16 protein-coding genes are annotated in these 21,755 nt (G+C 70.2%); 8 read left to right on the top strand and 8 right to left on the bottom strand.

All coding sequences use genetic code 11. The features are described from left to right. Positions 1-94 precede the first annotated feature (94 nt). A complete protein-coding gene (abc-f, locus tag ASF71_RS02810) occupies positions 95-1,996 on the top strand; it encodes a ribosomal protection-like ABC-F family protein (protein WP_056295181.1) in 1,902 nt (633 codons plus the stop codon). Between the two features lie 149 nt (positions 1,997-2,145). Here the strand turns inward: abc-f and ASF71_RS02805 are convergent, their stop codons facing one another. The 3 genes from ASF71_RS02805 to ASF71_RS02795 form a co-directional block, all read right to left on the bottom strand. Beyond that, the gene (locus ASF71_RS02805; protein WP_056294456.1) at positions 2,146-3,363 is read right to left on the bottom strand and encodes a toxic anion resistance protein; all 1,218 of its coding nucleotides are present in this window, start codon (positions 3,361-3,363) and stop codon (positions 2,146-2,148) included. Positions 3,364-3,433: 70 nt separating this feature from the next. After that, positions 3,434-4,024: a BsuPI-related putative proteinase inhibitor gene (locus tag ASF71_RS02800; protein WP_056294451.1), complete on the bottom strand. Its 591-nt coding sequence runs from the start codon at positions 4,022-4,024 to the stop codon at positions 3,434-3,436. Between the two features lie 128 nt (positions 4,025-4,152). Continuing rightward, complete coding sequence (locus ASF71_RS02795) at positions 4,153-5,670, bottom strand: serine hydrolase (protein ID WP_056295177.1); 1,518 nt, start codon at positions 5,668-5,670, stop codon at positions 4,153-4,155. A 76-nt stretch (positions 5,671-5,746) separates the two neighbouring features. Here ASF71_RS02795 and gatC point away from each other — a divergent pair, with 76 nt between their 5' ends. From gatC to cdd, 6 genes are all read left to right on the top strand, one after another. Then, complete coding sequence (gatC, locus tag ASF71_RS02790) at positions 5,747-6,037, top strand: Asp-tRNA(Asn)/Glu-tRNA(Gln) amidotransferase subunit GatC (protein ID WP_056294449.1); 291 nt, start codon at positions 5,747-5,749, stop codon at positions 6,035-6,037. Continuing rightward, a complete protein-coding gene (gene serS, locus ASF71_RS02785) occupies positions 6,037-7,335 on the top strand; it encodes a serine--tRNA ligase (protein WP_056294446.1) in 1,299 nt (432 codons plus the stop codon). Before gatC ends, serS begins: the two co-directional genes overlap by 1 nt. 100 nt (positions 7,336-7,435) lie before the next feature. Further along, positions 7,436-9,964, top strand: coding sequence for an ATP-binding protein (locus ASF71_RS02780; protein WP_056294443.1), 2,529 nt, complete (start codon positions 7,436-7,438; stop codon positions 9,962-9,964). Between the two features lie 102 nt (positions 9,965-10,066). Beyond that, positions 10,067-10,354 (top strand): hypothetical protein, encoded by a 288-nt coding sequence (locus ASF71_RS02775; RefSeq protein WP_056294440.1) that lies wholly within the window; start codon positions 10,067-10,069, stop codon positions 10,352-10,354. Positions 10,355-10,801: 447 nt separating this feature from the next. Then, complete coding sequence (locus ASF71_RS02770; protein WP_056294437.1) at positions 10,802-12,142, top strand: hemolysin family protein; 1,341 nt, start codon at positions 10,802-10,804, stop codon at positions 12,140-12,142. Between the two features lie 7 nt (positions 12,143-12,149). Continuing rightward, positions 12,150-12,611, top strand: coding sequence for a cytidine deaminase (gene cdd / locus ASF71_RS02765; RefSeq protein WP_235514095.1), 462 nt, complete (start codon positions 12,150-12,152; stop codon positions 12,609-12,611). Between the two features lie 240 nt (positions 12,612-12,851). Here the strand turns inward: cdd and aceA are convergent, their stop codons facing one another. Together aceA and ASF71_RS02755 are read right to left on the bottom strand one after the other, a co-directional pair. Then, positions 12,852-14,162: an isocitrate lyase gene (aceA, locus tag ASF71_RS02760; RefSeq protein WP_056294431.1), complete on the bottom strand. Its 1,311-nt coding sequence runs from the start codon at positions 14,160-14,162 to the stop codon at positions 12,852-12,854. 181 nt (positions 14,163-14,343) lie between these two features. Then, entirely contained in the window at positions 14,344-14,967 is a 624-nt protein-coding gene (locus ASF71_RS02755) for an HAD family phosphatase (RefSeq protein WP_056294426.1), read from the bottom strand. A gap of 73 nt (positions 14,968-15,040) precedes the next feature. On the opposite strand from ASF71_RS02755, the gene ASF71_RS02750 reads away from it, so the two are divergent. Further along, on the top strand, positions 15,041-16,051 hold the full coding sequence (locus ASF71_RS02750; RefSeq protein WP_056294422.1) for a bifunctional oligoribonuclease/PAP phosphatase NrnA: 1,011 nt from the start codon (positions 15,041-15,043) through the stop codon (positions 16,049-16,051). Positions 16,052-16,105: 54 nt separating this feature from the next. On the opposite strand, the gene ASF71_RS02745 is transcribed toward ASF71_RS02750, so the two are convergent. From ASF71_RS02745 to ASF71_RS02735, 3 genes are all read right to left on the bottom strand, one after another. Continuing rightward, positions 16,106-17,386, bottom strand: coding sequence for a serine hydrolase (locus ASF71_RS02745; protein ID WP_369814948.1), 1,281 nt, complete (start codon positions 17,384-17,386; stop codon positions 16,106-16,108). A gap of 12 nt (positions 17,387-17,398) precedes the next feature. Further along, entirely contained in the window at positions 17,399-18,241 is an 843-nt protein-coding gene (locus tag ASF71_RS02740; RefSeq protein ID WP_056294419.1) for a DegV family protein, read from the bottom strand. 105 nt (positions 18,242-18,346) lie between these two features. Next, positions 18,347-21,652 carry a heterodisulfide reductase-related iron-sulfur binding cluster gene (locus tag ASF71_RS02735; RefSeq protein ID WP_056294417.1) on the bottom strand — a complete coding sequence of 1,102 codons (3,306 nt, stop codon included), beginning with the start codon at positions 21,650-21,652 and terminating at the stop codon, positions 18,347-18,349. Positions 21,653-21,755 lie beyond the last annotated feature (103 nt).

Genomic DNA, 21,755 nt, shown 5'->3' with positions numbered 1-21,755 from the left:
CCTTCCGTCTGCGGCTCCGTGGACCGGGTTCGGGGGGGCCGCAGGGGGCGTCCGGATGGGGGTGCTGGAGCAAAAGGCCGGTATACTGCAGGGCGTGCTTGTCGCTGCGGTAGAGGTTTCCAAGGATTACGGCCCGATGACGGTCCTCTCGGACGTGACCTTCGCGGTGCAGCCGGGCGACCGGGTGGGACTGGTGGGCCGCAACGGTGCGGGCAAAAGTACCCTGTTCCGGTTGCTGACCGGCCAGACCGCGCCGGACGGGGGCAGTCTCAAGCGCTCGCCCGGCATCCGGGTGCGTGCCCTACAGCAGGACCCTACCTTTCCAGCCGGGGCCACCATTGACAATGTGCTGGAGGCGGCCTTCGAGGACCTCGACCGCCTGGAGGCCGAGCTGCACGAGGCCGCCGGGGCTATGGCCGACGGCACCCCCGAGAGTGTGCTGCGCCACGAGGAACTGCTTGACCAGTACGCCCGCCGGGGCGGCTACGAGCGCCGCAGCCGCAAAGAGGCGGTCATGCTGGCCTTCGGTTTCCGGGGCCGCGAACACGACCCGGTCACGGGCCTCTCGGGCGGCGAACGCACCCGTCTGGGGCTGGCCGCGCTGCTCGTAGAGAACCCCGACGTGCTGCTCCTCGACGAGCCGACCAACCACCTCGACATCGTGATGGTCGAGTGGCTCGAGGGCTTCCTGGGCCGCTACCCCGGCGCGGTGCTGGTGGTCAGCCACGACCGGACCTTTCTCGACCACGTGACCACCGAGACGGCCTACCTGCGCGGCGGGACCCTCAAGGTCTATCCGGGCGGCTACACCCGTTTCCGTGAGGCGCTGGACGCCGAGGCCATCCAGCAGGCCGCCCGGTTCGCGCAGGACAGCCGCGCCGTGGCCTCGCTGCAGGCCAGCGCCGACCGCATGAAGATCTGGGGCCTGGGCATGAGCAAGCTCGCCCGCCGCGCCAAGGCCATGCAGGCCCGCGTGGACCGGATGCAGTCCCGCGCCGCCGCCGCGCCGCCGCCCGAGGAGCGCACCACCCGCATCGTGTTCCACGCGCCAGAGTCGGGCGACGTGGTGCTTGACGCCCGGCACCTCACCCGCCGCCTGCCCGACGGCCGGGGGGGCACCCGTACCCTGTTCGAGGACGTGAACGTGCAGATCCGCCGGGGAGAACGCGTGGCGATCATCGGGCGCAACGGAGCGGGCAAGACCACGCTGCTGCGCATCCTGCTGGGCCTGGAGCGCAGCGACGACCCGCGCGCCACCCTCCTGACCGGCGCGCGTGTGGGCGTGGGCTACTACGACCAGGCCCTGCGCGGTGTAGACCCGGACCAGACGCTGTACGACGTGGCGCGCGAGTATGTCCAGAAGGACCCCCAGGCCCACGATCTGCTGGGCACTTTCCTGTTTCCCTACGATCAGCACGACAAGCCCGCGCGCATCCTCTCGGGCGGCGAGCGGGCGCGCCTGGCGCTGCTCAAGCTCGCGCAGGAAGACCGCAATCTCCTCATTCTTGACGAGCCCACCAACCACCTCGACATGGAGATGGTCGAGGGACTGGAAGAGGCCCTGGGCAACTACACCGGCACGCTGATGATGGTCAGCCACGACCGCGCCTTCATCGAGGAACTCGCCGACCGGATCTGGCTCATCGAGGACGGGCGCTTCTACGAGTACCCCGGCTGGGAGGACTACCGCGCCAAGCACGTCACCCTGGCCGAGCAGGAGGCGCAGGCGGTTCCCAGGCCCGTACCCGTGCCGGTCGCCAGCGCGCCCAAGGGCAAAGGCCTGTGGCATCTCAAGCGCGAGGTCGAGGGCATCGAGACCGAGATCGCCCGGCTGGAGGCCGCGCTGGAAGAGGCCCACGCCGCCCTGGCCGGGGCCGGCGCGGGCGCCGACTTCGCCGCGCTGGGGCAGGCCGCGCACGACCTCGAAGGTCAGCTCGAAACCCAGATGGAACGCTGGAGCGAGAAGTCGGCCGAGGTCGAGGCGCGCGGAGGCTGAAGCCCGAGCGGGGCGTTCTCCCGCCTCCTGGGCAGGCCTCTCCCTAAACCATTCGGGAACTGTGCGGAGTCATCCCCCGCTCAGCCCCTTCAGCTGGTCCAGACCGCTCCGCCCAGACGTGAAGACAGGCCACACTGGCCCGCCATCTCTCAGAGCTTCAGGTCGCCCTTCTGGGTCACGTCCAGATCCTTCGCCAGTTCCTTGGCGGCCTGCTGGCGCTCGCGGTCGAGGTAGATCTGGGCGTGGCCGACCTCCTTGTCAAGCACCTGCATGGTGTCGCGGAAGCGGTCGAGGGCCTGCTGGCGGTACACGCTGATGGCGTCGAGCGCGCCGTACACCTCGCGGAAGGCCGCCTGGATGATCTGCGGGTCCACCGTGGCGCTGCCCGCCTGCTTCTGGATCTCGGTGGACTGCTGGCGCAGCAGCTGGGCCGTGCTGGAGATCATGCGGCCGGTCGTCTCGTTCACGGCCGTCACCTGCCCCAGCACCGCCTGCTGCGTGCCCAGGGCCTGCGAGACCATCAGGGCGGTCTTCAGGGCGCTGACGGTGGTGGTTGTGGCGCGGTCCACGCCCTTGATGAGTTCGAGGTTGTTGCGCCGCACGAGGTCGAGCGCCAGGTAGCCCTGGATGCTCACCGCGAGCTGGGTGAGCAGGTCGGTGACGCGCTGGCGCACCGCGAACAGCAGCTCCTCGCTCACCATGCGCGCCTTCTCGGGGTCGGTCTGCGCGAGTTGCGAGAGTTTCGTGGTCAGGGCCTCGTCCACGGCCTTGCCGACGTGGGCGTACTGCCGGAGCTTCTGCATCGTCTCCCACAGGTGGACCTTCTCGGTCTCGATGACGGCGTTGTCGCGCCGCAGCTCGTCCTGGCCCCGGTATAGCGACTCCAGGATCCCGTTGAGGTGCCCCTGCGCGCTCTGGTACTTGTCGAGGTGGTTCTGCACCTTCTTGGCGCCGGGCAGCATCCCGAACAGGCGCCGGGGCGTGGGCGCGCGGCTGGGGTCGAGGTCCTCGACGGTGCGGCGCAGGTCGGTCAGTCCCTTCAGGATCTCGCTGCCCTCGGCCAGGGCTCCGGCGCGGGTGGCGCGCAGCGGGCGCTCGAGCATGCGGTTGCTGCTCTGGGCCGCGGCGCGCTGCTCGGGCAGGCCCAGGTCGTGCACGGCGTCGAGCTTGCGCTTGAACTCGGGGCCGTGTGCCCCAGCCGAGAGCACGTCCTCGGCGAAGGCGCGGGCCATCGTGTCCAGGCGGGCGCGGTCCTCGTCCGAAAGCGGCACCATCTCAGGGGCCTCCTGTGCGGGGACCTCCGGTACGGCTTCGGGCGCCCGGAGCGCCGCCTCGGGCGGGGTCAGCGGCGAAAGCTTGTCATTCATGCCCTACAGTACGCCCCGACTCCGGCCAGGGTTGCATCGGCAAAAAGGCGCACTCCGCCTGCCGCTGTGCTCAGCGCAGCGTGACGCTGAGGCTGGCGGGCGCCGTGGTCACGCCCGCGCCCCGGAAGACGGCCCGCAGGGTGTAGGTGCCGGCGGGCAGGGGGCGGCCCTCGCCGTCGCGGCCGTCCCAGCGCACCTTCTGCACTTCGGTCGTCTCGCCGGGCGCCGCCTCGGTGAGGACGAGTTGCAGGGTACAGATGGCGTTCTGGGGGTCGGGGCGCACGACTGTGCCCGCCGCGTTCAGAACCTCGAAGCGCACGTCGCAGGCCCCGTGTTGCAGCTCGACAGGTTCGGTGCCGGTGTTCGTCAGCACGAAACTCCATAGCGTCGCCTCGCCCGCCCGGACGGTGGCGGGGCCGCGCAGGGCGACCGTGTGCGGTGCGGCGAGCAGAGGCCCGGCGTTGACGACGCCGGGGGTGGGCAGGGTGCTCGCGCCGGGAGCCGCAGGAGCCGGAACGGGCGCGGGAGTCGCGGGGGCGGGCACAGCCGGCACGCTCGCCCCTGGAGGCAGGGCCGGAATGCTGAAGATGGTGGTCTGTGCGGCGGCCAGGGGAGACAACGTGCCGAGGACCAGGGCAGCCAGCAACAATCTGGGGGTCATGCCCCTACCCTGACGCCCCGGAGCTGACGCGCGGTGAGGAGGCGCTGAGCGGGCGGTCAGAACCGGTCAGGTGGCCGACAGGACCGGGCCGCCCCTGCAGGGGAATGGCCCAGTCCCCAGGCCGCCTATTACCGCAGCAGGTTCAGCGTGGCCGCGTACAGCCCCACGAAGGCGGACTCGTCGAGCGCTTCGGGACGGTTCCAGGTGGCGCTGACGCACAGGGTCCGGCCCCCCTTCGTCGTGACCTGGGTGGTCAGGTTGAGTACGCCGGGCTCGCTGCCGCCCTTGAAGCTCGCGCGGGCGAAGTCGCCCGGAGTCGCCACGCCGGGGTTGAGCCCCGTCGCCTCCAGCCCGGCCACGTCGGCCATCAGTCGGCACAGGCGGGCCGTGTTCACGTACCACTCGGCGTCCAGGGCAGTCGGCGTCTCCCAGCCCTGGGCGGGCAGAGGCGCAGTGGCCGCCCGCGCCAGCACCGCGCGGCGGGCGGCCACGTCCAGTCCCGCCGTGCGGTAGGCGCGCAGCAGCTCGGCGTTGGCCGGGTTCTTCAGGGCGAACAGCTCGCGCGTGCTGGGAATGGCCCGCTGCCCCAGCCGCGCCTCGACCCCCTCCCGGCCCACCGCGTTCAGCAGCAGGTCGGTCGCCGTGTTGTCGCTGTCACGGATCATGTGCGCGGCGAGGTTCGAGACGCGGTAGGGACCGGCCGGCGCGTCCTGAAGGGTGCCGCTGGGCAGGCTGCGCAGGGCGTCGGTGAGCTGCACCTCGCTGTCCCAGCCCAGGCGACCGGCGCGGACCTGGGCCTGCACCTCTCCCAGAATGGCGAGTTTGAAGGTCGAGCCGACTGCGAGCAGCCGCCCGGCGTTCAGGTCGAGCAGGGGGGTGGGCCGCCCTGCCTCCTGCACCAGCACGCTCACCTGGCCCGGCAGCGTGGCAAAGGCGGCGCGGGCTTCCTCCAGCGTGCCGAGCCGGGGCACTACGCCCCCCAGCCGCAGGCCGGTCACGCGGCTCTGGGCGTCGGCCGTGAAAGCCAGCACCGGCACCGTGCCGCGTTCGTAGACCAGGACCCAGGTCTGGCCGCGGGGCTCGGCCCGCACGAAGGCGCCCAGGCTGGCGGTCAGCCCGGCCCGCAAAGCGCCGAGTTGCTCGGCCGGCACGGCCTCCAGAAAGTCGGGGGCAAAGAGCGCGGGGTCAAAGCGTTCGCCCGTGAACAGGCGGGTCAGGAGCGCGGCGGCCTGCGTGAGCTGGGCCTGTGTCAGGTCGGGCGCGGCCTGGGCCTGCGCGGGCGCCGCCCCGAAGGTCGTCAGGCGGCCCTGGTCGTCGAGCCGGGCCGAGGTGACCCGCAGCGCTCCGCGTTCGTACACGGCGACCGCCTGCTCGCCCGAGGTGTCCAGCCGCGTGAAGGCGCCGTAGGCCGCGCGGAGCTGCGCGAACTGCGCCTCGATGGCCGCCAGCGGCACCTGCGCCAGAAAGTCGGGCGCGAACCACTCGGTCTGGAGGCTCGGCGCCGAGAACAGCCGGGTCAGGGCGGCGCTCAGGTCCTCGGCCACCTGCCGCTGCGCCGCCGGAGCCGGAGCGGCGGCGGGGGCAGCGGTCTGCGCCAGTGCCGGGGCCGAGAGGGCGAGCAGGGCGGTCAGAGCAAGGTGACGCATATCACGGTTACGGCCCGCGCCGCCGCCGGGTTCCCGCCGCCGCACGCCCCGCAGCCCGCCCCCTATACTCCTGGGCATGATTGACGCGGCCCAGATCGACCACCTCGCGCAGCTCGCGCGGCTGCAGCTGACCCCGCAGGAGCGGGCGGATATGGGAGCGGACCTGACCCGCGTGCTGGGCTACTTCGAGCAGCTGGCCGACGTGGACACGGGCGGCGCCGAGGAGATGCAGCGCCCCGTGAGCCTGGTGAACGTGCTGCGGGACGACGTGCCCGGCGAGACCTTCGCGCCCGCCGTCGTCGCCGCCCTGGCCCCCGAAACCCAGGACGGGTTCATCCGCGTACCCCGGACCGTGGAGACCGACTGATGCTCGACTTGAAATTCATCCGTGAACACGCCGGCGCGGTGGCGCGCGCCATCGAGGTCAAGCGCGTGAATCTCGACCTGGACGAGCTGCTGCGTCTGGACCGCGACCTCCTGGCGCTCAAGCAGCGCGTCGAGGCGATGCAGACCGAGCGCAACGCCAATGCCAAGCTCGTGCCCCGGGCGACGCCCGAGGAGAGGGGCGCCCTGATCCAGAAGGGCAAGGACCTCGGCGAGGAACTCAAGGCCCTCGAACCCGCCCTGCGCGCGCACGAGGAGCAGCTCAGGCAGTTGCTGCTGCGCGTGCCGAACATCCCGCACGACACGGTGCCGGTGGGCGCGGACGACAGCGAGAACGTCGAGCTGCGCCGCGAGGGCACGCCGCGCGAGTTCGACTTTTCGCCACTGGACCATGTCGAACTGCTCGAACGGCAGGGCTGGAGCGACCCCGAGCGCGTGGCGCGGGTGTCGGGCAGCCGCAGCTACCTCCTGAAGGGCGAGGCGGCGCTGCTGGAGATGGCCGTGCTCATGTTCGCCCTGGATTTCCTGGCCGGGCGCGGCCTGACGCCCCTTTCGACGACTGCCCTCGTGCGCTCCGAGACCCTGATGGCCTCGGGCCACTTTCCCGGCGGCGAGGATCAGGTCTACAAGATCGAGGGCGACGACCTGATGCTTGCGGGCACGGCCGAGGTGCCGGTCAACAGCCTGTACGCGGGCGAGCAGCTGGCCGGCGAGACCCTGCCGCTGGCCTTCGCGGCGATCAGCGCGGCCTTCCGCAGCGAGGCGGGGTCGGCGGGGCGCGACGTGCGCGGTCTGATCCGCGTGCACGAATTCCGCAAGGTAGAACAGTACGTCGTCACGCGCGCCGACGAGGCCGAGGCCCTGAAGTGGTTCGCGGCCATCCTGGGCAACGCTGAGGCCATCCTCGCGGCCCTGGAGCTGCCCTACCGCGTCGTTCAGAACTGCACGGGCGACATGGGGGTGGGCAAGGTTCTCATGTACGACCTCGAGGCCTGGGTTCCCAGCGAGCAGAAGTACCGCGAGACCCACTCGTGCTCGTATCTGGGCGACTGGCAGGCCCGGCGCACCGGATTGCGTTACCGCGGCGAGGACGGCAAATTGCAGTTTGCCCACACCCTGAACAACACCGGAATCGCCACGCCGCGCATCCTGGTGCCGCTGCTCGAAAACCACCAGCAGGCCGACGGGACCATCCGTGTGCCGGCCGCCCTGCAGGCCTACCTAGGGGGCCGCACGGTACTGGGTACGCCGGTGCGCGGCCCGGCAGACGCAGGCGCCTGAGCCTTAAATCTTCTTCACCCGTGCCGAGTTGTCCCCGCGTCTCCCTATCATTCGTTCAGCCCATGACCCGATCCGCCCCCTCCCTCCCCCGCGCCTTCCGATGAACGGGCTCTCTCTTCTGGAACGGCAGGCCGGGCTGGACTGGGCGGCAACTCCTCTGGGCCGCGTGGCCGGGTGGTCGTCCGCGCTGCGGGCCGCCGCCGGGCTGGTCCTTGCCCACCCCCTGCCCGCCCTGCTGCTGTGGGGCGAGGCGGCCGCTCCCCTCTACAACGTGCCCTATGCCCGGCTGCTCGGAAGCGGGGGAGCCGGCTGGGCCGGCGCGGCCCTGCGGCCGGCCGAGAGCCGGCATATCGAGGCGGTCCGGCGCGGCGAGAGCTACGTCGTGATGGGCCAGCCTCTACCGCTGGCCCCACGGGAGGGCAGGGGCGACCGGGCGGGGCGGGAGGCGGCCTTCAGCCTGTCCTACGGACCGGTGCCGGACGGGGACGGGGTGGGCGGCGTGCTCGTCACGGCAGCGGCGCCGTCCCCCAACGAACAGACCTTTCTGCCCGCCATCCTGAGCAGTCTGGGCGAGTCGGTCATCGTCTGTGATGCCCAGGGCCACATCGTCTTGTCGAACGCCGTCAGCGAGGACTTTCACGACCAACCGCTCGTGCCGGTGTCGCCGCAGGACTGGCCGACGCTCTATCACCTGTACGCGCCGGGCGGCGAGCGGCGCCTGACTCCCGAGGAAGTGCCCCTCTACCGGGCCTGGAAGGGCGAGACGGTCCACAACAACGAACTCGTGATCCGGGTGCCGGGGAAGGCGCCGCGCACCGTACTTGTCACGGGCCAGCCGGTGACGCTGCCCGACGGCACCGTGGGGGGGCTCGTCGCGCAGCGCGACATCACCCGCCGCCAGCAGCAGGAGCGGGCACTGGCCGAGCGGACCGCCGCGCTCGACGCCTTCGCCGCGCTGACCGAGGCGGTCGGCAGCGAGACCGACGTGCTGGTCCTTGCCAAGCAGGCTATCGACGTGCTGCGGGCACGGTTTTCGGGCGACAGCGCCGCGTACTACGCGCGCGAGGACGGTCTGTGGCGCGCGCAGGCCTGGAGCGGCGATATCCGCGCCGAACTGTCGCAGGTCCGCAGCGGGTTCGGTGACGATCACCCGCTGGTCGCGGAGCTGCTGAGTACCCAGCGCCCCGTGTTCCGCGAGGGCGAGACGGCCGCGCGCGACCACGGCGAGTACCTGGGCGAGTACGCCTCCAGCGGCGCCTATCCCCTGAGCGTGGGGGGGCAGGTGCTGGGAGTCCTGGCCGTGGCCCGGCGCAGCGCCATAAGCTGGACCGAGGGCGACCGGGCCATCCTGCGCGCGGTGGGCCGCAGCCTGCGCCTCGCCCTGGAGCGCAGCGAGGCGGCGCGCGCCCTGGAGACACGCAACGCCGAGCTGCATACCCGGACCCGCTGGCTGGAGAGCTTCGCGCTGCTGTCGCACGACCTCACGCTCGAGGGCGACCCCTACGCGCTCGTGCGCCGCGCGCAGGGCGCCATGCTGCCCCTGCTGCCCAGTGGCCACACGGTGTACTGGGAACTTCAGGGCGGCCGCTGGACCGTCCGCAGCGCTGTGGGGGACGTGGCCTCGGCGCACACCGCCCTGGTCGGGGACGGCCTCCCGGCGGGGGACGCGCCGCCCCTGGACGTGCCCTGGAGGAGTGGCCTGCCCTACTACCAGGACCGGACTTGGCCCCAGGGCGCCCAGCTGCCGGGCGAAGAGTCTTCTTCGGTCGCCACGCTGCCGGTACTCGTCGGCGGGCAGCCCAGCGGCGTCCTGAGCATCACCACGGCGGGGGCGCACGAGTGGCACCCGGTGGACAAGTCGCTCCTTGAGACGGTGGTCCGCAGTCTGGGTCTGGCGCTGGAGCGCGCGCGGGGCCTGGAGCAGCTTGCGTCCGAGCGGCGCAAGCTCGAGGCGGCCAATGAGGAACTCGAGGCCTTCGCCTACTCGGTGTCGCACGACCTGCGCACCCCGGTGCGGCACATCCTGGGCTTCAACAGCCTGCTGCGTCAGGCGCTGGGCCCGGAGGCGCCCCCCCGCGCAACGCGCTACCTGAACGTGGTGGCCGAGGCGGGCCAGCGTATGAACGTTCTGATCGACGCCATGCTGGACTTGTCGCGTACCTCACGGGCGGACCTGTCGTTCGCCCCGGTGGACCTGGGAGGGCTGCTGGCCTCGGTGCGCGCCGAGGTCCAGCCCGACGCTGGGGACCGTCGGGTCGAGTGGGGGGTGGGTGAGCTGCCGGTGGTCAGGGCCGACGCCGACACGTTGCGTCAGGTGTTCGTGAACCTGCTCACCAACGCCCTGAAATACACCCGGCCACGGGAGCTGACCCGAATCGAGATCTGGGCCGAGCGCCGGGGGAGCGACTGGGCGCTGTTCGTGCGCGACAATGGCGTGGGCTTCGATCCGCGCTACGCCGAGAACCTGTTCGGGGTCTTTCAGCGCCTGCACCGCGCCGACGAGTTCGAGGGCACGGGAGTCGGACTGGCGAACGTGCGGCGCATCATCACCCGGCACGGCGGCGAGGTCTTCGCGCACGGCGAGGTCGGCCAGGGGGCCACTTTCGGCTTCACCCTTCCGGGCGGCTGAGGTGCCTGGCCACCATGCAGGTGACGGGTGCACCGCCGGACGATGGGCATTCGCTCAAGCTCCTCCACATTGAGGGGTCATCCGGCACGCCAGACTGCGGTGATGATGACCGCCTCTCCAGATGACCGCAGTGACGAGGTCCTGCGGGCTTTTCTCGTGGGGGGCGGGCAGGACCTGTACTTGTGCGTGAAGGTCTTCAGTCCACTGCTGTTCGCGCTGGCCGCGCACTGCCGCCTCGCGCAGCCCGAGGACGCCGTGTACCTGGCCTTCGCGGAGGTGCGGCGCCGCGCGCCCTGCTGGGAGGCTTCGGGCCTGCCCGCCCGGCTGTGGATCGTGGGGGTTGCCCGCCGTTGTTTCGAGAACCTGCCCCGGGTCGGGTCGGCGGCGTGACCTGTGCCGGCACTTTGGCGAGGAAGTTGAACAAGTCTTAAATCATGTCCCACACTGCGAAAAAAGCACAAAGTGCGGTGGCTGCACGCGGCACCATAGGCGCGTTGCACCTGTTTCAATGACGCGCCGCAATCCGCTGGTGTCCTCTGGCGAACCGTGCAACCTAATCCGACCCTTCTCCGGGCCCCTGCCTTTGCGGCGGGGGCCCGGTCTTTGTTGCAAAGGCGACTGTCCCCCAGTGGAGGGGGCCGGGTGTGGTAGGCTGAGGGTGCTTATGGAGCCTCCCAGTCCTGGCTCTCTGAATGCGCCGCGAAAAGACCGCCTGCGGGCGGGTTTTTTACTGTGGCAAGACAACCTGTCCGGCAACCGACGCTACGCGCCACGCGCGTGTGGCGGGCAGCATGTGCCTTGCGGCGTGCCGGGGCGTGGCCTGGAGCACGCCACTTCATGAACGACATCATTGGTCTGTTTGCCCTGTTCTTCCTCGTCGTGATGAACGGCTTTTTCGTGGCGGCCGAGTTCGCCCTGGTCAGTGTGCGGCGCACCCGCATCGACCAGCTCGCCGAGGAAGGCAACAGCACGGCCCGCGCCACGCAGCGCGCCCTGCAAAATCTCGACCTCTACATCGCCGCGACGCAGCTCGGCATCACGATGGCCAGCCTCGCCATCGGCTTCGTCGCCGAGCCGGCCATCGAGCACCTCATCCACCCGCTGTTCGCCGAGACGACCCTCACCGAGGGCCAGATCAAGGCCATCAGCTTCGGTGTGGCCTTTGCCATCAGTACCGTGCTGCACATCGTGATCGGCGAGCTGGCGCCCAAAAGCTGGGCCCTGCAGCGCAGCGAGCAGGTGGCCCTCCTCGTCACGCGCCCGCTGCTGATCTTCGCGACCGTCTTCAAGTGGGCTATCAAGGGTCTGAACGCGCTGGGCAACGGCGTGGTGCGGCTCTTCGGGCTGCGCGGCGTCGCCGGGCACCACACGGCCTACTCGGAAGAGGAGATCCGCATGATCGTGGGCGCCTCGAGCCAGGAGGGCGTTCTCGAGGACAGCGAGAAGGAGCTCGTGTATAACGTGTTCGACCTGTCGGACACTACCGTGCGCGAGGTCATGACGCCGCGCGTGGACATGGTGGTCGTGGACGCCGCCGCGCCGCTGCGCCGGCTGCTCGAACTGAGCACCGAACACGGCTACTCGCGCGTGCCGGTCTTTCAGGACACGGCCGACAACATCGTGGGCATCGCGCATACGGGCGACGTGCTGCGTCACCTCGAGGAACTCGACCACATCTCGATCGCCGACGTGATGCGCCCGGTGTACTTCGTGCCGGAGGGTATGAAGATCAAGGACCTGCTCGCCAAGATGCGCGACAAGAAGTCGCACATGAGTGTGGTCGTCGACGAGTTCGGCGGCACCGCCGGGCTGGTCACGCTCGAAGACGCCCTCGAGGAGATCGTCGGCGAGATCTACGACGAGACCGACGAGGAGGAGTTGCCGCAGGTGGAAGTGCTGGGCGACGGCATCTACCTGATGGACGCTAGCCTGACCGTCCACGAGGTCGAGCAGCGTCTGGACAGCAATATCGAGGACGGCGAGGGCGAGTTCGATACGCTGGCCGGGTTCATAACCAACCACTTCGGGGACATCCCGGAAATCGGCCAGCACTTCCTGTACGCCGGCTGGAGCTTCACGGTCGAGGAGGCCGACCAGCGCCGCGTGACACGTGTGCGCGTCGAGCGTGCCCCCGACCCGAATCCGCCCGAGGGGTCCGAGGTGCCGGCTCATGAATAATGCGGGCGTGACCCGTACCGACACAGAGCAGTCCAGCAATCCCCTGAACCTGAGTCCCGATCCGCAACTGCTCGAAGGCGCGCAGGCCGCGTTCAAGCAGGCGTACGCGCCCTACAGCAAGTTCCGCGTGGGCGCCGCGCTGCGCACCACCGACGGCCGGGTGTTTTTCGGGGCCAACGTCGAGAATGCCAGCTACGGCCTGGGCCGCTGCGCCGAGCAGTCGGCGGTGCAGGCGATGGCGACGGCGGGTGGACGCGAGTTTACTGACCTCATGGTCTACTCGGAAGCCAGCCCCCCGGCCAGCCCCTGCGGCGCGTGCCGGCAGGTTCTCTACGAGTTTGCGCCGGACGCCCGCGTCGTGTGCGTCAACCAGCACGGTGACGTGGTGAGCGGCCTCGTGCGCGACTTTCTGCCCCACGGCTTCCGGCTGGAGCAGCGTGACGACGGGCACGAGGTTGGCACGGAATAGAGAGCCAGCCCGCAGGACGGCAGGTGGGAAGCGGAGGGCCCCTGAACGGAGGCCGGTTCGCTTCCCGCTTTCATAGGCGTGGTGTACCGGTGGCGGGATTGTGACCGTCTCTCTGGGCTCATGGTCCACGAACAGGCCCGGCGTCAGCCACGGGCTCCACAGGCCTTCAGGGTAAGCGGCTCGCCCCCATGGTGAGAAGGGGGGAAGCCCTTCCTGACCACCCTCCTCCCGCTCCGGTCCTCAGTCGTGCGCCCCGGCCAGCTCGCGGTGCCCGAACTGCTGCGCCTCCGTGCTGCCGGCGAGGGCCGTGGTGCTGCTCTGGCCGCCGCCCGCCGCCTGGGCCACGAGGTCGAAGTACCCGGTGCCCACTTCGCGCTGGTGCTTGACGGCCGTGAAGCCGCGGTCCTGCGCCGCGAATTCGCGCTCCTGCAATTCGACGAAGGCGGGCATCTGGCGCCGGGCGTATCCGTGCGCGAGGTCGAACATCGCCATGTTCAGGCTGTGGAAGCCCGCCAGCGTGATGAACTGGAACTTGTAGCCCAGCCGGCCCAGTTCGACCTGAAATTTGGCGATGGTCTCGTCGTCGAGGTTCTTGCGCCAGTTGAAGGAAGGCGAGCAGTTGTAGGCCAGCAGCTTGCCCGGAAACTGCGCGTGCACGGCCTCGGCGAACCTGCGGGCCTCATCCAGGTTCGGCACACTCGTCTCGCACCAGATCACGTCGGCATAGGGCGCGTAGGCCAGGGCGCGGGAAATCGCCTGCTCGATGCCCGGCCGGACGTAGTAGAAGCCCTCGGGAGTACGCTCGCCGGTACAGAAGGGCTTGTCGTTGTCGTCCACGTCACTTGTCAGCAGGTTGGCAGCGTCGGCGTCGGTACGTGCGATCAGGACCGTGGGCACGCCCGACACATCGGCGGCGAGGCGGGCCGCGTTCAGTGTCCGGATGAACTGGCTGGTCGGCACGAGCACCTTACCGCCCAGGTGGCCGCATTTCTTCTCGCTGGCGAGCTGGTCCTCGAAGTGCACGCCCGCCGCGCCCGCCTCAATCATGGCCTTCATGAGCTCGAAGGCGTTCAGCGGCCCGCCGAAACCCGCCTCGGCATCGGCCACGATGGGCGCGAAGTAGTCCACGTCGTGCCGGCCCTCGCTGTGCTGGATCTGGTCGGCCCGGCGCAGCGTGTTGTTGATGCGCCTCACCACGTCGGGCACACTGCTCGCCGGGTACAGGCTCTGGTCGGGGTACATCTGCCCGGCGTTGTTGGCGTCGCCCGCGACCTGCCAGCCCGAGAGGTAGATGGCCTTGAGGCCCGCCTTGACCTGCTGCATGGCCTGGTTGCCGGTCAGGGCGCCGAGCGCGTTCACGAAGGGTTCGTCCTTCATGAGCCCCCACAGCTTGGTCGCGCCGTGCTTGGCGAGGGTGTGCTCGACCATCAGGCTGCCGCGCAGCTTGACCACCTCGTCGGCGCTGTAGTTGCGCCGGACGCCCTGCCAACGCTCCTCGGTCTGCCACGTCTTGCTCAGGATCTCGGCGGGGGTGCGGGGCTGTGCGGTCATGGTTGGCTCCTGGCCGAAGGGGAAGACTGGCGCCCCCACGGTGGGAGTGCCTGAAGAACGGGCCCTTCGGGTGCTGTAGAGCCAGTGTGCCCCCGCCGGGGCCGTAAAAGAGGTGGTGTACCTGTGCGCGTGGTGTACTCTCACGCGCCGCAGGTACACCACTTCAGGCCAGCCCCCAGCTTCAGCCCTCGCCGGCCAGCCAGGCGGTCAGCTCGCGCTCAAACTGCTCGTGGCGGTCGTGGTGGTACAGCAGGCCATGAAAGCCGGCGGCGTGAGCGGCGTCGATGTTCTCCTGCACGTCGTCTACGAAGGCCACCTGCGCGGCGGGCACGCCCATTGCCTCCTCCAGCGCGTCGAAGGCCTCGGGCGCGGGCTTCTTGTGCCCGATCTCGTTGCTGAACACCAGCGCGTCGAAACGCCCGAAGCGCGCATCCTTGCGCAGGTGGTCGCTCACGACGGGGTAGTTGTTGCTCAGCAGGCCCACGCGCACGTCGGCGGGCAGGGCACTCAACGCGGCGTACATGGGGGCGTTGTCGTGCACGCTGCCCAGGTACAGTTCCTCGAATTCGTCGTAGGGCAGCGGAATCCCGGCCTCCTCCTGCAATACGGTCCAGAACTGCGGCAGGCTCCAGGCGCCGACCTCCAGCTGCCGCACATGCCGGAAGTAGCTTTCGCGCACACGCTCGACCGGTACCCCGGCGCGCTCGGCGACGTTCTGGGTGCTGCGGCCGTCGAAGGTGCCGACGGTAAAGACGCCGCCCCAGTCGAAGGCGACGTGACGGGTCCGGGCAGGAGATTCGCTCATGGGGGCCACTATGCCGCGCGGCGCGGCGCGGGGCGGGGGCGCTGTGCAGGCGAGCCCTCTTATACTTCAGCGGATGACGAGGATGAACTCCGGCAGTCCCGAGTATGCGCGGGACATTCAGGCGGTGGCGGCGAGGCTGCTCGCCCACGACGGCCCCGTGGTGGTCCTGGCCCACGAGAACCCCGACGGAGACGCTCTGGGCAGCGTGCTGGGCCTGACGAGGGCGCTGCGGGCGATGGGCCGCGAGGTCGTGGCACCCTTGGAGGTGCCGCGCTACCTGCGTTTTCTGCCCCAGCCGGGCGAGGTCGCCGCGCCGCTGACCGCGTGGCCCGCCGGCGCCCTGGCCGCCGTGCTCGACGTGGATAACAACGACCCCGTGCGGGTGGCGGGCGCCGACCTGGCGGCCTTTGCGGGCGACGTGGTCAACCTTGACCACCACGGCACCAATCTGCGGCGGTCCACGGCGGGCGCCGTGGACCCTTCCAAGCCGGCGACGACCATGCTGGTGGCCGACGTGATCGACGCGCTGGGGGCGCCCTGGTCCGAGGCGGTCGCTACCCCGCTCATGCTCGGGCTCAAGACGGATACCGGCAGCTTCAGCTTCGACAGCGTGAGTGCCGAGACCTTCGAGTACGCTGCCCGCCTGCGCGCCCACGGCGCCCGTCTGGGCTGGCTGGGCGACCAGATGGCCCAGAACTCGCACTCGTACTACCTGCTGCTGCGTGAGGTGCTGGGCACCATGGAATTCACGCATGGCGGCCGGGTAGTGCTGGCGCGCGTGGACGACGCCATGCTGTCGCGTGCGGGGGCCACGTGGGAAGACGTCGAGTCCTATGTGGGCCTGCTGCGCAGCGCCGAGGGCACCGTGCTCGCCGTGATGGTCAAGGACTTCGGCGACCGCGTGAAGCTCTCGCTGCGGTCGCGCGGCCCGGTCAGCGCCCAGAACATCGCCGTGGCCCTGGGCGGCGGCGGCCACGTGCCGGCGGCGGGGGCCTCTCGCTCCGAGCCGTATCCCCAGGTGCGCCGCGACCTCGACGCGGCCATCACGGCCGAACTGGCGCGGGTGGACGCCCAGGAGGGCTGAGGGGCGGCGCGAGGAGAGCCGGGGACGATGCGCCCGCCCTCCTCGCCCGCCTGTTCAGGGGTGCCCGGCTTTGGCCGGCTTCGGGGCTAGGGGCCGGGGAATCTGCGCGCCGATCACCGCGTCTATCCCGGCATTGATCCAGGCAAAGGCGCGGCGGGTGTTGGGCATCGTGTAGGTCTGGTCGGCGCCGTGCTGCATGAAGGCGTAGACGACCTGCCGGCCGTCCTTCGTCTGGAAGTAGCCGCTGTAGGTCAGCAGCCGCCAACCGTTGCCCCCCTTGCCGCCGAAAAAGGCGACGTTGCCAGCTGCCTCGGCCCGCAGTGCGCGCCGGCCGAAGCCCCGCGCCATCACCTCACGCTGCCACTTGCGCGCGCGGGGCGACAGGCCGGGATCGAGGAATTCGTGCGCCAACAACGTGCCCAGTTCGTAGGGCGTACTGAGGTTGTGCGCCCGCAGGTCGTCGGCCGGCTGGTAGCGGTGGTCGAAATACAGGTCGAGCTGGCGCTGGATGTACCCGGCCGGATACTGCCGGGCGTCGGCGTCGATGAGGCTTGCCAGCCGCAGTCGCTCGGCGCCGGTCGCCCCGGCCCAGCGCGAGGTGCCGCTGAAGGTGGCCGACAGCCCCGACTGCGCCACCCACCAGTCGCGGGTCGGCAGGATCAGGCGGGTGCGGCACAGGCCCAGGCGGTCGGCCACCGCCTGCACGCGGCCCAGGCCCACGCGCCGGTGCAGCAGGTCGGTGGCGGTGTTGTCGCTGTACTGGATCATGCGGGTGGAGAGGTCCCGCACGTTCATGCCGTCGAAGGGATAGGTGCCCAGGCTCTGGGTGCCGCGAGACACGTCGAAGCGTTCGGTCGGCGAGACGCGCCCGGCATCGAACTCGCGCAGCAGGGCCCACAGCACCGCCTGCTTGTAGGTGCTCGCGAGTGGAAACACGCTGTCAGGGTTGGTGCCCACCGCCCGGATCACCCCCAGCGTCTCCGGGTCGATCTCTGCGACCCACAGCCCCAGGCGACCACTCAGCGGTAGGGGCGGCGTGGGCGCCTTGGCAACGGTGGGTGCAGCGGTCAGGCAACCCCCGGGGTCCCGCAGTTCGGGCCGAATGAGGCGGGACGGCGGGACGGCGGCGGGACTGGTCTTCGGCGCGGCCGTTACCGGTTGCGGGGCGCTCTCACCAGAGGCGACCGGTGCGGCGCCTGGGGCAGCGGCCCGCACCGGACTGGAGGCCGGCTCGGCCCGGTGTGCGGCGGGCTGCTGACAGGCGGCCAACCCCAGGGTCAGGGCCGCACCCAGCAGGAACCGCCCGGCTCCCCGGCGGCCCGGAACAGTCGGCAACAACGGAGCGACCTAGCGGGGAGGTTCCAGGGCCACGCCGTAGGCACCGGGGCCGGCGTGCGTGGCGACGACCGCGCCGATCTCGTGGGCCCCCAGGTTCTCGAAGGCCACGCCCGAGAGACTGGCCGCCAGTTCCTGCGCCGACGCCTCGCCCCCCGCCGTGTACAGGAAGGCGGCCCGCGCGCCGCCGTGGCGCGCGACGTAGTCGGCCGTGTGGGTCCTCAGTTCCTGCATCGCCTTCTTGCTGCCACGCGCGCGCCCCCCGCTCTCGACGCGCCCGCCCTTGACCACCAGCAGGGGTTTGATGTTCAGCAGGCTGCCGAGCAGCGCCGCGCCCCCGCCGATGCGCCCGTTGATCCGCAGGAAATCCAGCGTGTCTACCGTGAAGCGCAGGTCGGCGTCCGGGGCGACCTTGTCGAGCGCGGCCACGATCTCGGCCATGCTCCGGCCCTCGCGGGCCAGTTCGGCGGCGCGCAGCACACGCAGGCCCAGGCTCATGGTTACCGTGCGGCTGTCCATCACCGTGACCCGGCCGCCGAACTCCTGGGCGGCGAGCTGCGCGCTGCCCACCGTGCCTGACAGCAGACTGCTGATGTGAATGCTCAGCACCTCGTCGGCACTGTCCAGGGCCTCGCGGTACACGGCCGAGAACTCGGCGGGGCTGGGCTGCGAGGTGCTGGGCGTCTTCTTGCCGGCGCGCACACCCGTGAACAGTTCGGTGGGCCGGATGTCCAGGCCGTCGCGGTACATCTGGCCGTCGAACAGCACGTACAGCGGCACACTGCGGACGCCGTACTGCCCGCACAGCTGCGGACTCAGGTCACTCGTCGAATCGGTGACGATGGCGATGGTCATATCCCTCATCCTAGAGCATTTGTCAAAAGCGGCGCCGCCAACAGTACCTGGGGGCAAAAAAGGAGAGGGGGCCGCGGCCCCCTCTCCTCTGGACTTGGCAGGTGCTCAGGCCTTCTTTTTCGGCGTCCACTTCTTGCGGCCGCCCGCGCCGGGTTCGCTGGTCGCCCGCGCGCCTTCCTCCAGCAGGTTTTCGCCGACCTGTTCCAGATGGACGTGCTCGGTGATGGGTTCCTGCTCGGGAAGCGCGGTCGCGGCAGCAGGCGTGGCTGGGGCGGCGTCGGTTCTGGCCTTCGGAGTCCATTTGGGACGGCTGCCGGGGGCGGGGGCTACAGCTTCGGCGAGGGCTTCAGCCGGGGCCGCGTCGGCGCCCGCGGTGCTGGGCGTGACCGGCGGGGCAGTTACCGGCGCTGGGGCTGACGCGGCCTCCGCCTGAGCGGCCGCCCTGGGGGCCCACTTCTTGCGCTCGGGGGTCTGGCTGGGCGGGGCCTGTACCGGGTCGGTCGCCGCCACGGCTGGGGCTGGGGTCATGTCGCCCTCCGCTCCCTCGGTGCTTAGGGCAGGGGAGACTGCCGGAGCGGGTGCCTCGGCTCTCGCCTTCGGGGCCCAGGCCTTGCGGGGGGCCGCCGTCTCCGGAGCTGGGGCAGCGACAGGGGCTGGGGCGGCCGGTTCCGGGAGGGTCACGGGGGCGGCGCTCACGTCGTCGGCTGCGGCCTTCGGCTTCCAGGCCTTGCGGGCTGAAGCGGCGTCGGGCTGAGCCTGCGGTGTGGGGGTGGCCTGTGCCACATCGTCGCTGGTCTGTGCCGCTTCTGACGGCGCCGCCTCCGTCTGGGCAGCTTTCGGCTTCCAGGCCTTGCGCGCGCCGGGGTCGCCAGTCGTTTCGGGGGTGGGCGCGGCAGGAGCGCCCTGTACTGGGGTTGTCACCACATCGTCCGCCGCCGCTTTGGGCTTCCACGATTTACGGGTTGGAGTCGCGTCGGGGACAGGTGTAGTGGTCTCAGCCGGCTGGGGGGCCACGTCGTCGCGTTTGGGCTTCCAGCTCTTGCGGGCGGCGGCCTCCGGGTGCGCGGCCTGGGCCTCGGGCTGCACGCCGCTGTCGGCGCTCGCCTGCACCGGGCTGCCCGGCTGGGGGCCCTGCACGTCTGCGCCCGTTTCGCCCACGGCCAGCTCCGGTCCCCCGGCGGCAGGCAGGTCGCCCGTACGGTGCATCGGCATCTGGGCGTTGGGGGCACTGACCACTTCGGGCTGCTCGGTAGGCGCCGCGCCGGCGTCGGGGCCGGTCGGGGCTACGGTCACGCCGGTCGCCTTCTGCATACTCTCCAGCATCAGCTCGGCCACGTCCTTCACCACGATGTCGTCGCGCTTCTGCTTCTCGGGCGTGGAGTTCAGCATCGATTTGCAGAAGGGGCAGCCCACGGCCACCACCTTGCCGCTGCGCTCGAATTCGGCGCTCGCCTCGGCGGCGGTGTCCAGCCGGGTCTGCAACTCGCGGAAGCGGTTGTCGCTGACCCGCTCGCGGCCCTCTTCTTCTTCCTTCCAGAACTGCGCGCCGCCCGCCCCGCAGCAGAAGCTGTTGTCGCGCTCCCGCTCCAGACTCAGGACCTCGCCGGCCATCTTCGAGATCAGGTTGCGCGGCGCGTCGTACACGCCGTTGTGGCGGCCCAGGTAGCAGGGGTCGTGGTAGGTGACATGGTCGCCCAGATCCGTCAGGGGAAGCTGGCCCGCCGCCACTAGCGTCTCCAGGTACTCGGTATGGTGCACCGTGCGGTAGTCGCCGCCGAGCTGCTTGTACTCGTGCCCGATGGCGTTCATGCAGTGCGGGCAGGTCGCCACGATCAGCTTGGGGCGCACCGTGTTCAGGGTCTCGACGTTCTCGGCGGCCAGGGTCTGGTACAGGAACTCGTTGCCGCTGCGCCGCGCGCTGTCGCCGGTGCAGGCCTCCTTCTTGCCCAGCACGGCGTAGTTCACGCCTGCCTTGTCGAGCAGCTGCACGAAGCTGCGGGCCACCTTCTGCGCGCCGGGGTCGTAGGCCGCCGCGCAGCCGACCCAGTAGATGACGTCGGGTTCGGGATTTTCCTCGATGGTGGGCACCTTGAGACCCTCGGCCCACTCCAGGCGCTTGTCGCGCGAGATGCCCCAGGGGTTCGAGGTGCGCTCCATACCCCGGAAGGCCGTCTGGAGCTGTGCCGGGAACTCGCCCGCCACCATGACCTGATGCCGGCGGATATCGATGATGTCGAGCATCTGCTCGTCCTGCACCGGGCACACCTGCATGCACGCGCCGCAGGTCGTGCAGGCCCACACCGATTCCTCGTTGATGGCGAATTCCAGCAGGGGGTGGGCCGTGCTGGCACCCGATTCGTACGCCGCAGGCCGCAGCGTGAAGGGGCTGGGGTGAGAGGCGATCACGTTGAGTTCCATGCGCTTGTTGATTTCGAGCGCGGCGGGCGAGAGCGCCTTGCCGGTCGCGTTCGCCGGGCACACGTCCTGGCAGCGGTTGCACTGGATGCACGAGTACGCGTCGAGCAGCCGGGGCCACTCGAGGTCTTCGAGCTTCTCGGCGCCCAGTTTGGGTTCCTCGGCCTCCATCGCCTCTTCCAGCCCCTTCATGGGCGGCAGGACGCCGCTGCCCACCGGGCGCTTGAGGGCGTAGTTCAGCGGAGCCATGAAGATGTGGATATGCTTGGTGTACGGGAAGTACGACAGGAACGCCAGCACGCTGCCCAGCGCCCCCCAGAAGCCGAAGATGCGCCAGCCCTCGACGGCGCGGTCACTCAGGCCGCCGAACAACGCCGAGCCCAGCGCGGACGAGAAGGGCTGGAAGGCGTCGTAGTGCCCGAACTCGCGGTTCTCGGCGACCATCTTGGCGGCGTTGCCCAGAATGCGGCTCCCCACGTGGAAGGTGATGAAGGAGCTCACGATCAACCCGTCGCGGGCGATGTAGTTCTGCTTGATGAGCGGGTGGATGGGCGTCTTTTCGGTGAAGCGGAAGTCGCGCTTGCTCGGCGAGCCGAAGCGCCGGATGACCAGCCCGATCACGCCGACGAGCACCAGGAAGCTCAGCACGTCGGCCAGGACGTTGTACACCGCTCCCAACGGGTTGCTGCTCAGGATGGAGAAGTGAAAGTAGCCTTCCAGGCCGTCCACCACGTTCACCAGCAGGTAGTACACGAAGCCGTAGAAGATGAAGGCGTGCAGCGTGCTGATCCAGGGCCGGCGCCGGAAGGTGCGCTCCTGGGTCAGGCTGACGCGCAGCGCGTAGCCCAGGCGCTCGGGCAGGCGGTCGAAGCGGGTTTCCGTGCTCGGCGCGCCGCGGCGGACGCGCAGGTAGAGCCGCCAGAAGCCCCAGGCCCCGAAGCCCCCGGCCACCAGGGCGAACAGAAAGAAGACGATCTTGTGAATGGTGGGCAGCACGGCGGAAACCTCCAGGGGCGGGCAGGCCCCATCAATATTGGACTCGGTTCAAAGACAGGCGGTGAGTATACGGGAGACGTGCCCAGGATAGGGGATGGGAAGG

Source organism: Deinococcus sp. Leaf326, from assembly GCF_001424185.1.
Lineage (GTDB): Bacteria > Deinococcota > Deinococci > Deinococcales > Deinococcaceae > Deinococcus.
The sequence above is the reverse complement of the archived record's forward strand: the minus strand, read 5'-3'. Positions and strand labels throughout refer to the sequence as shown.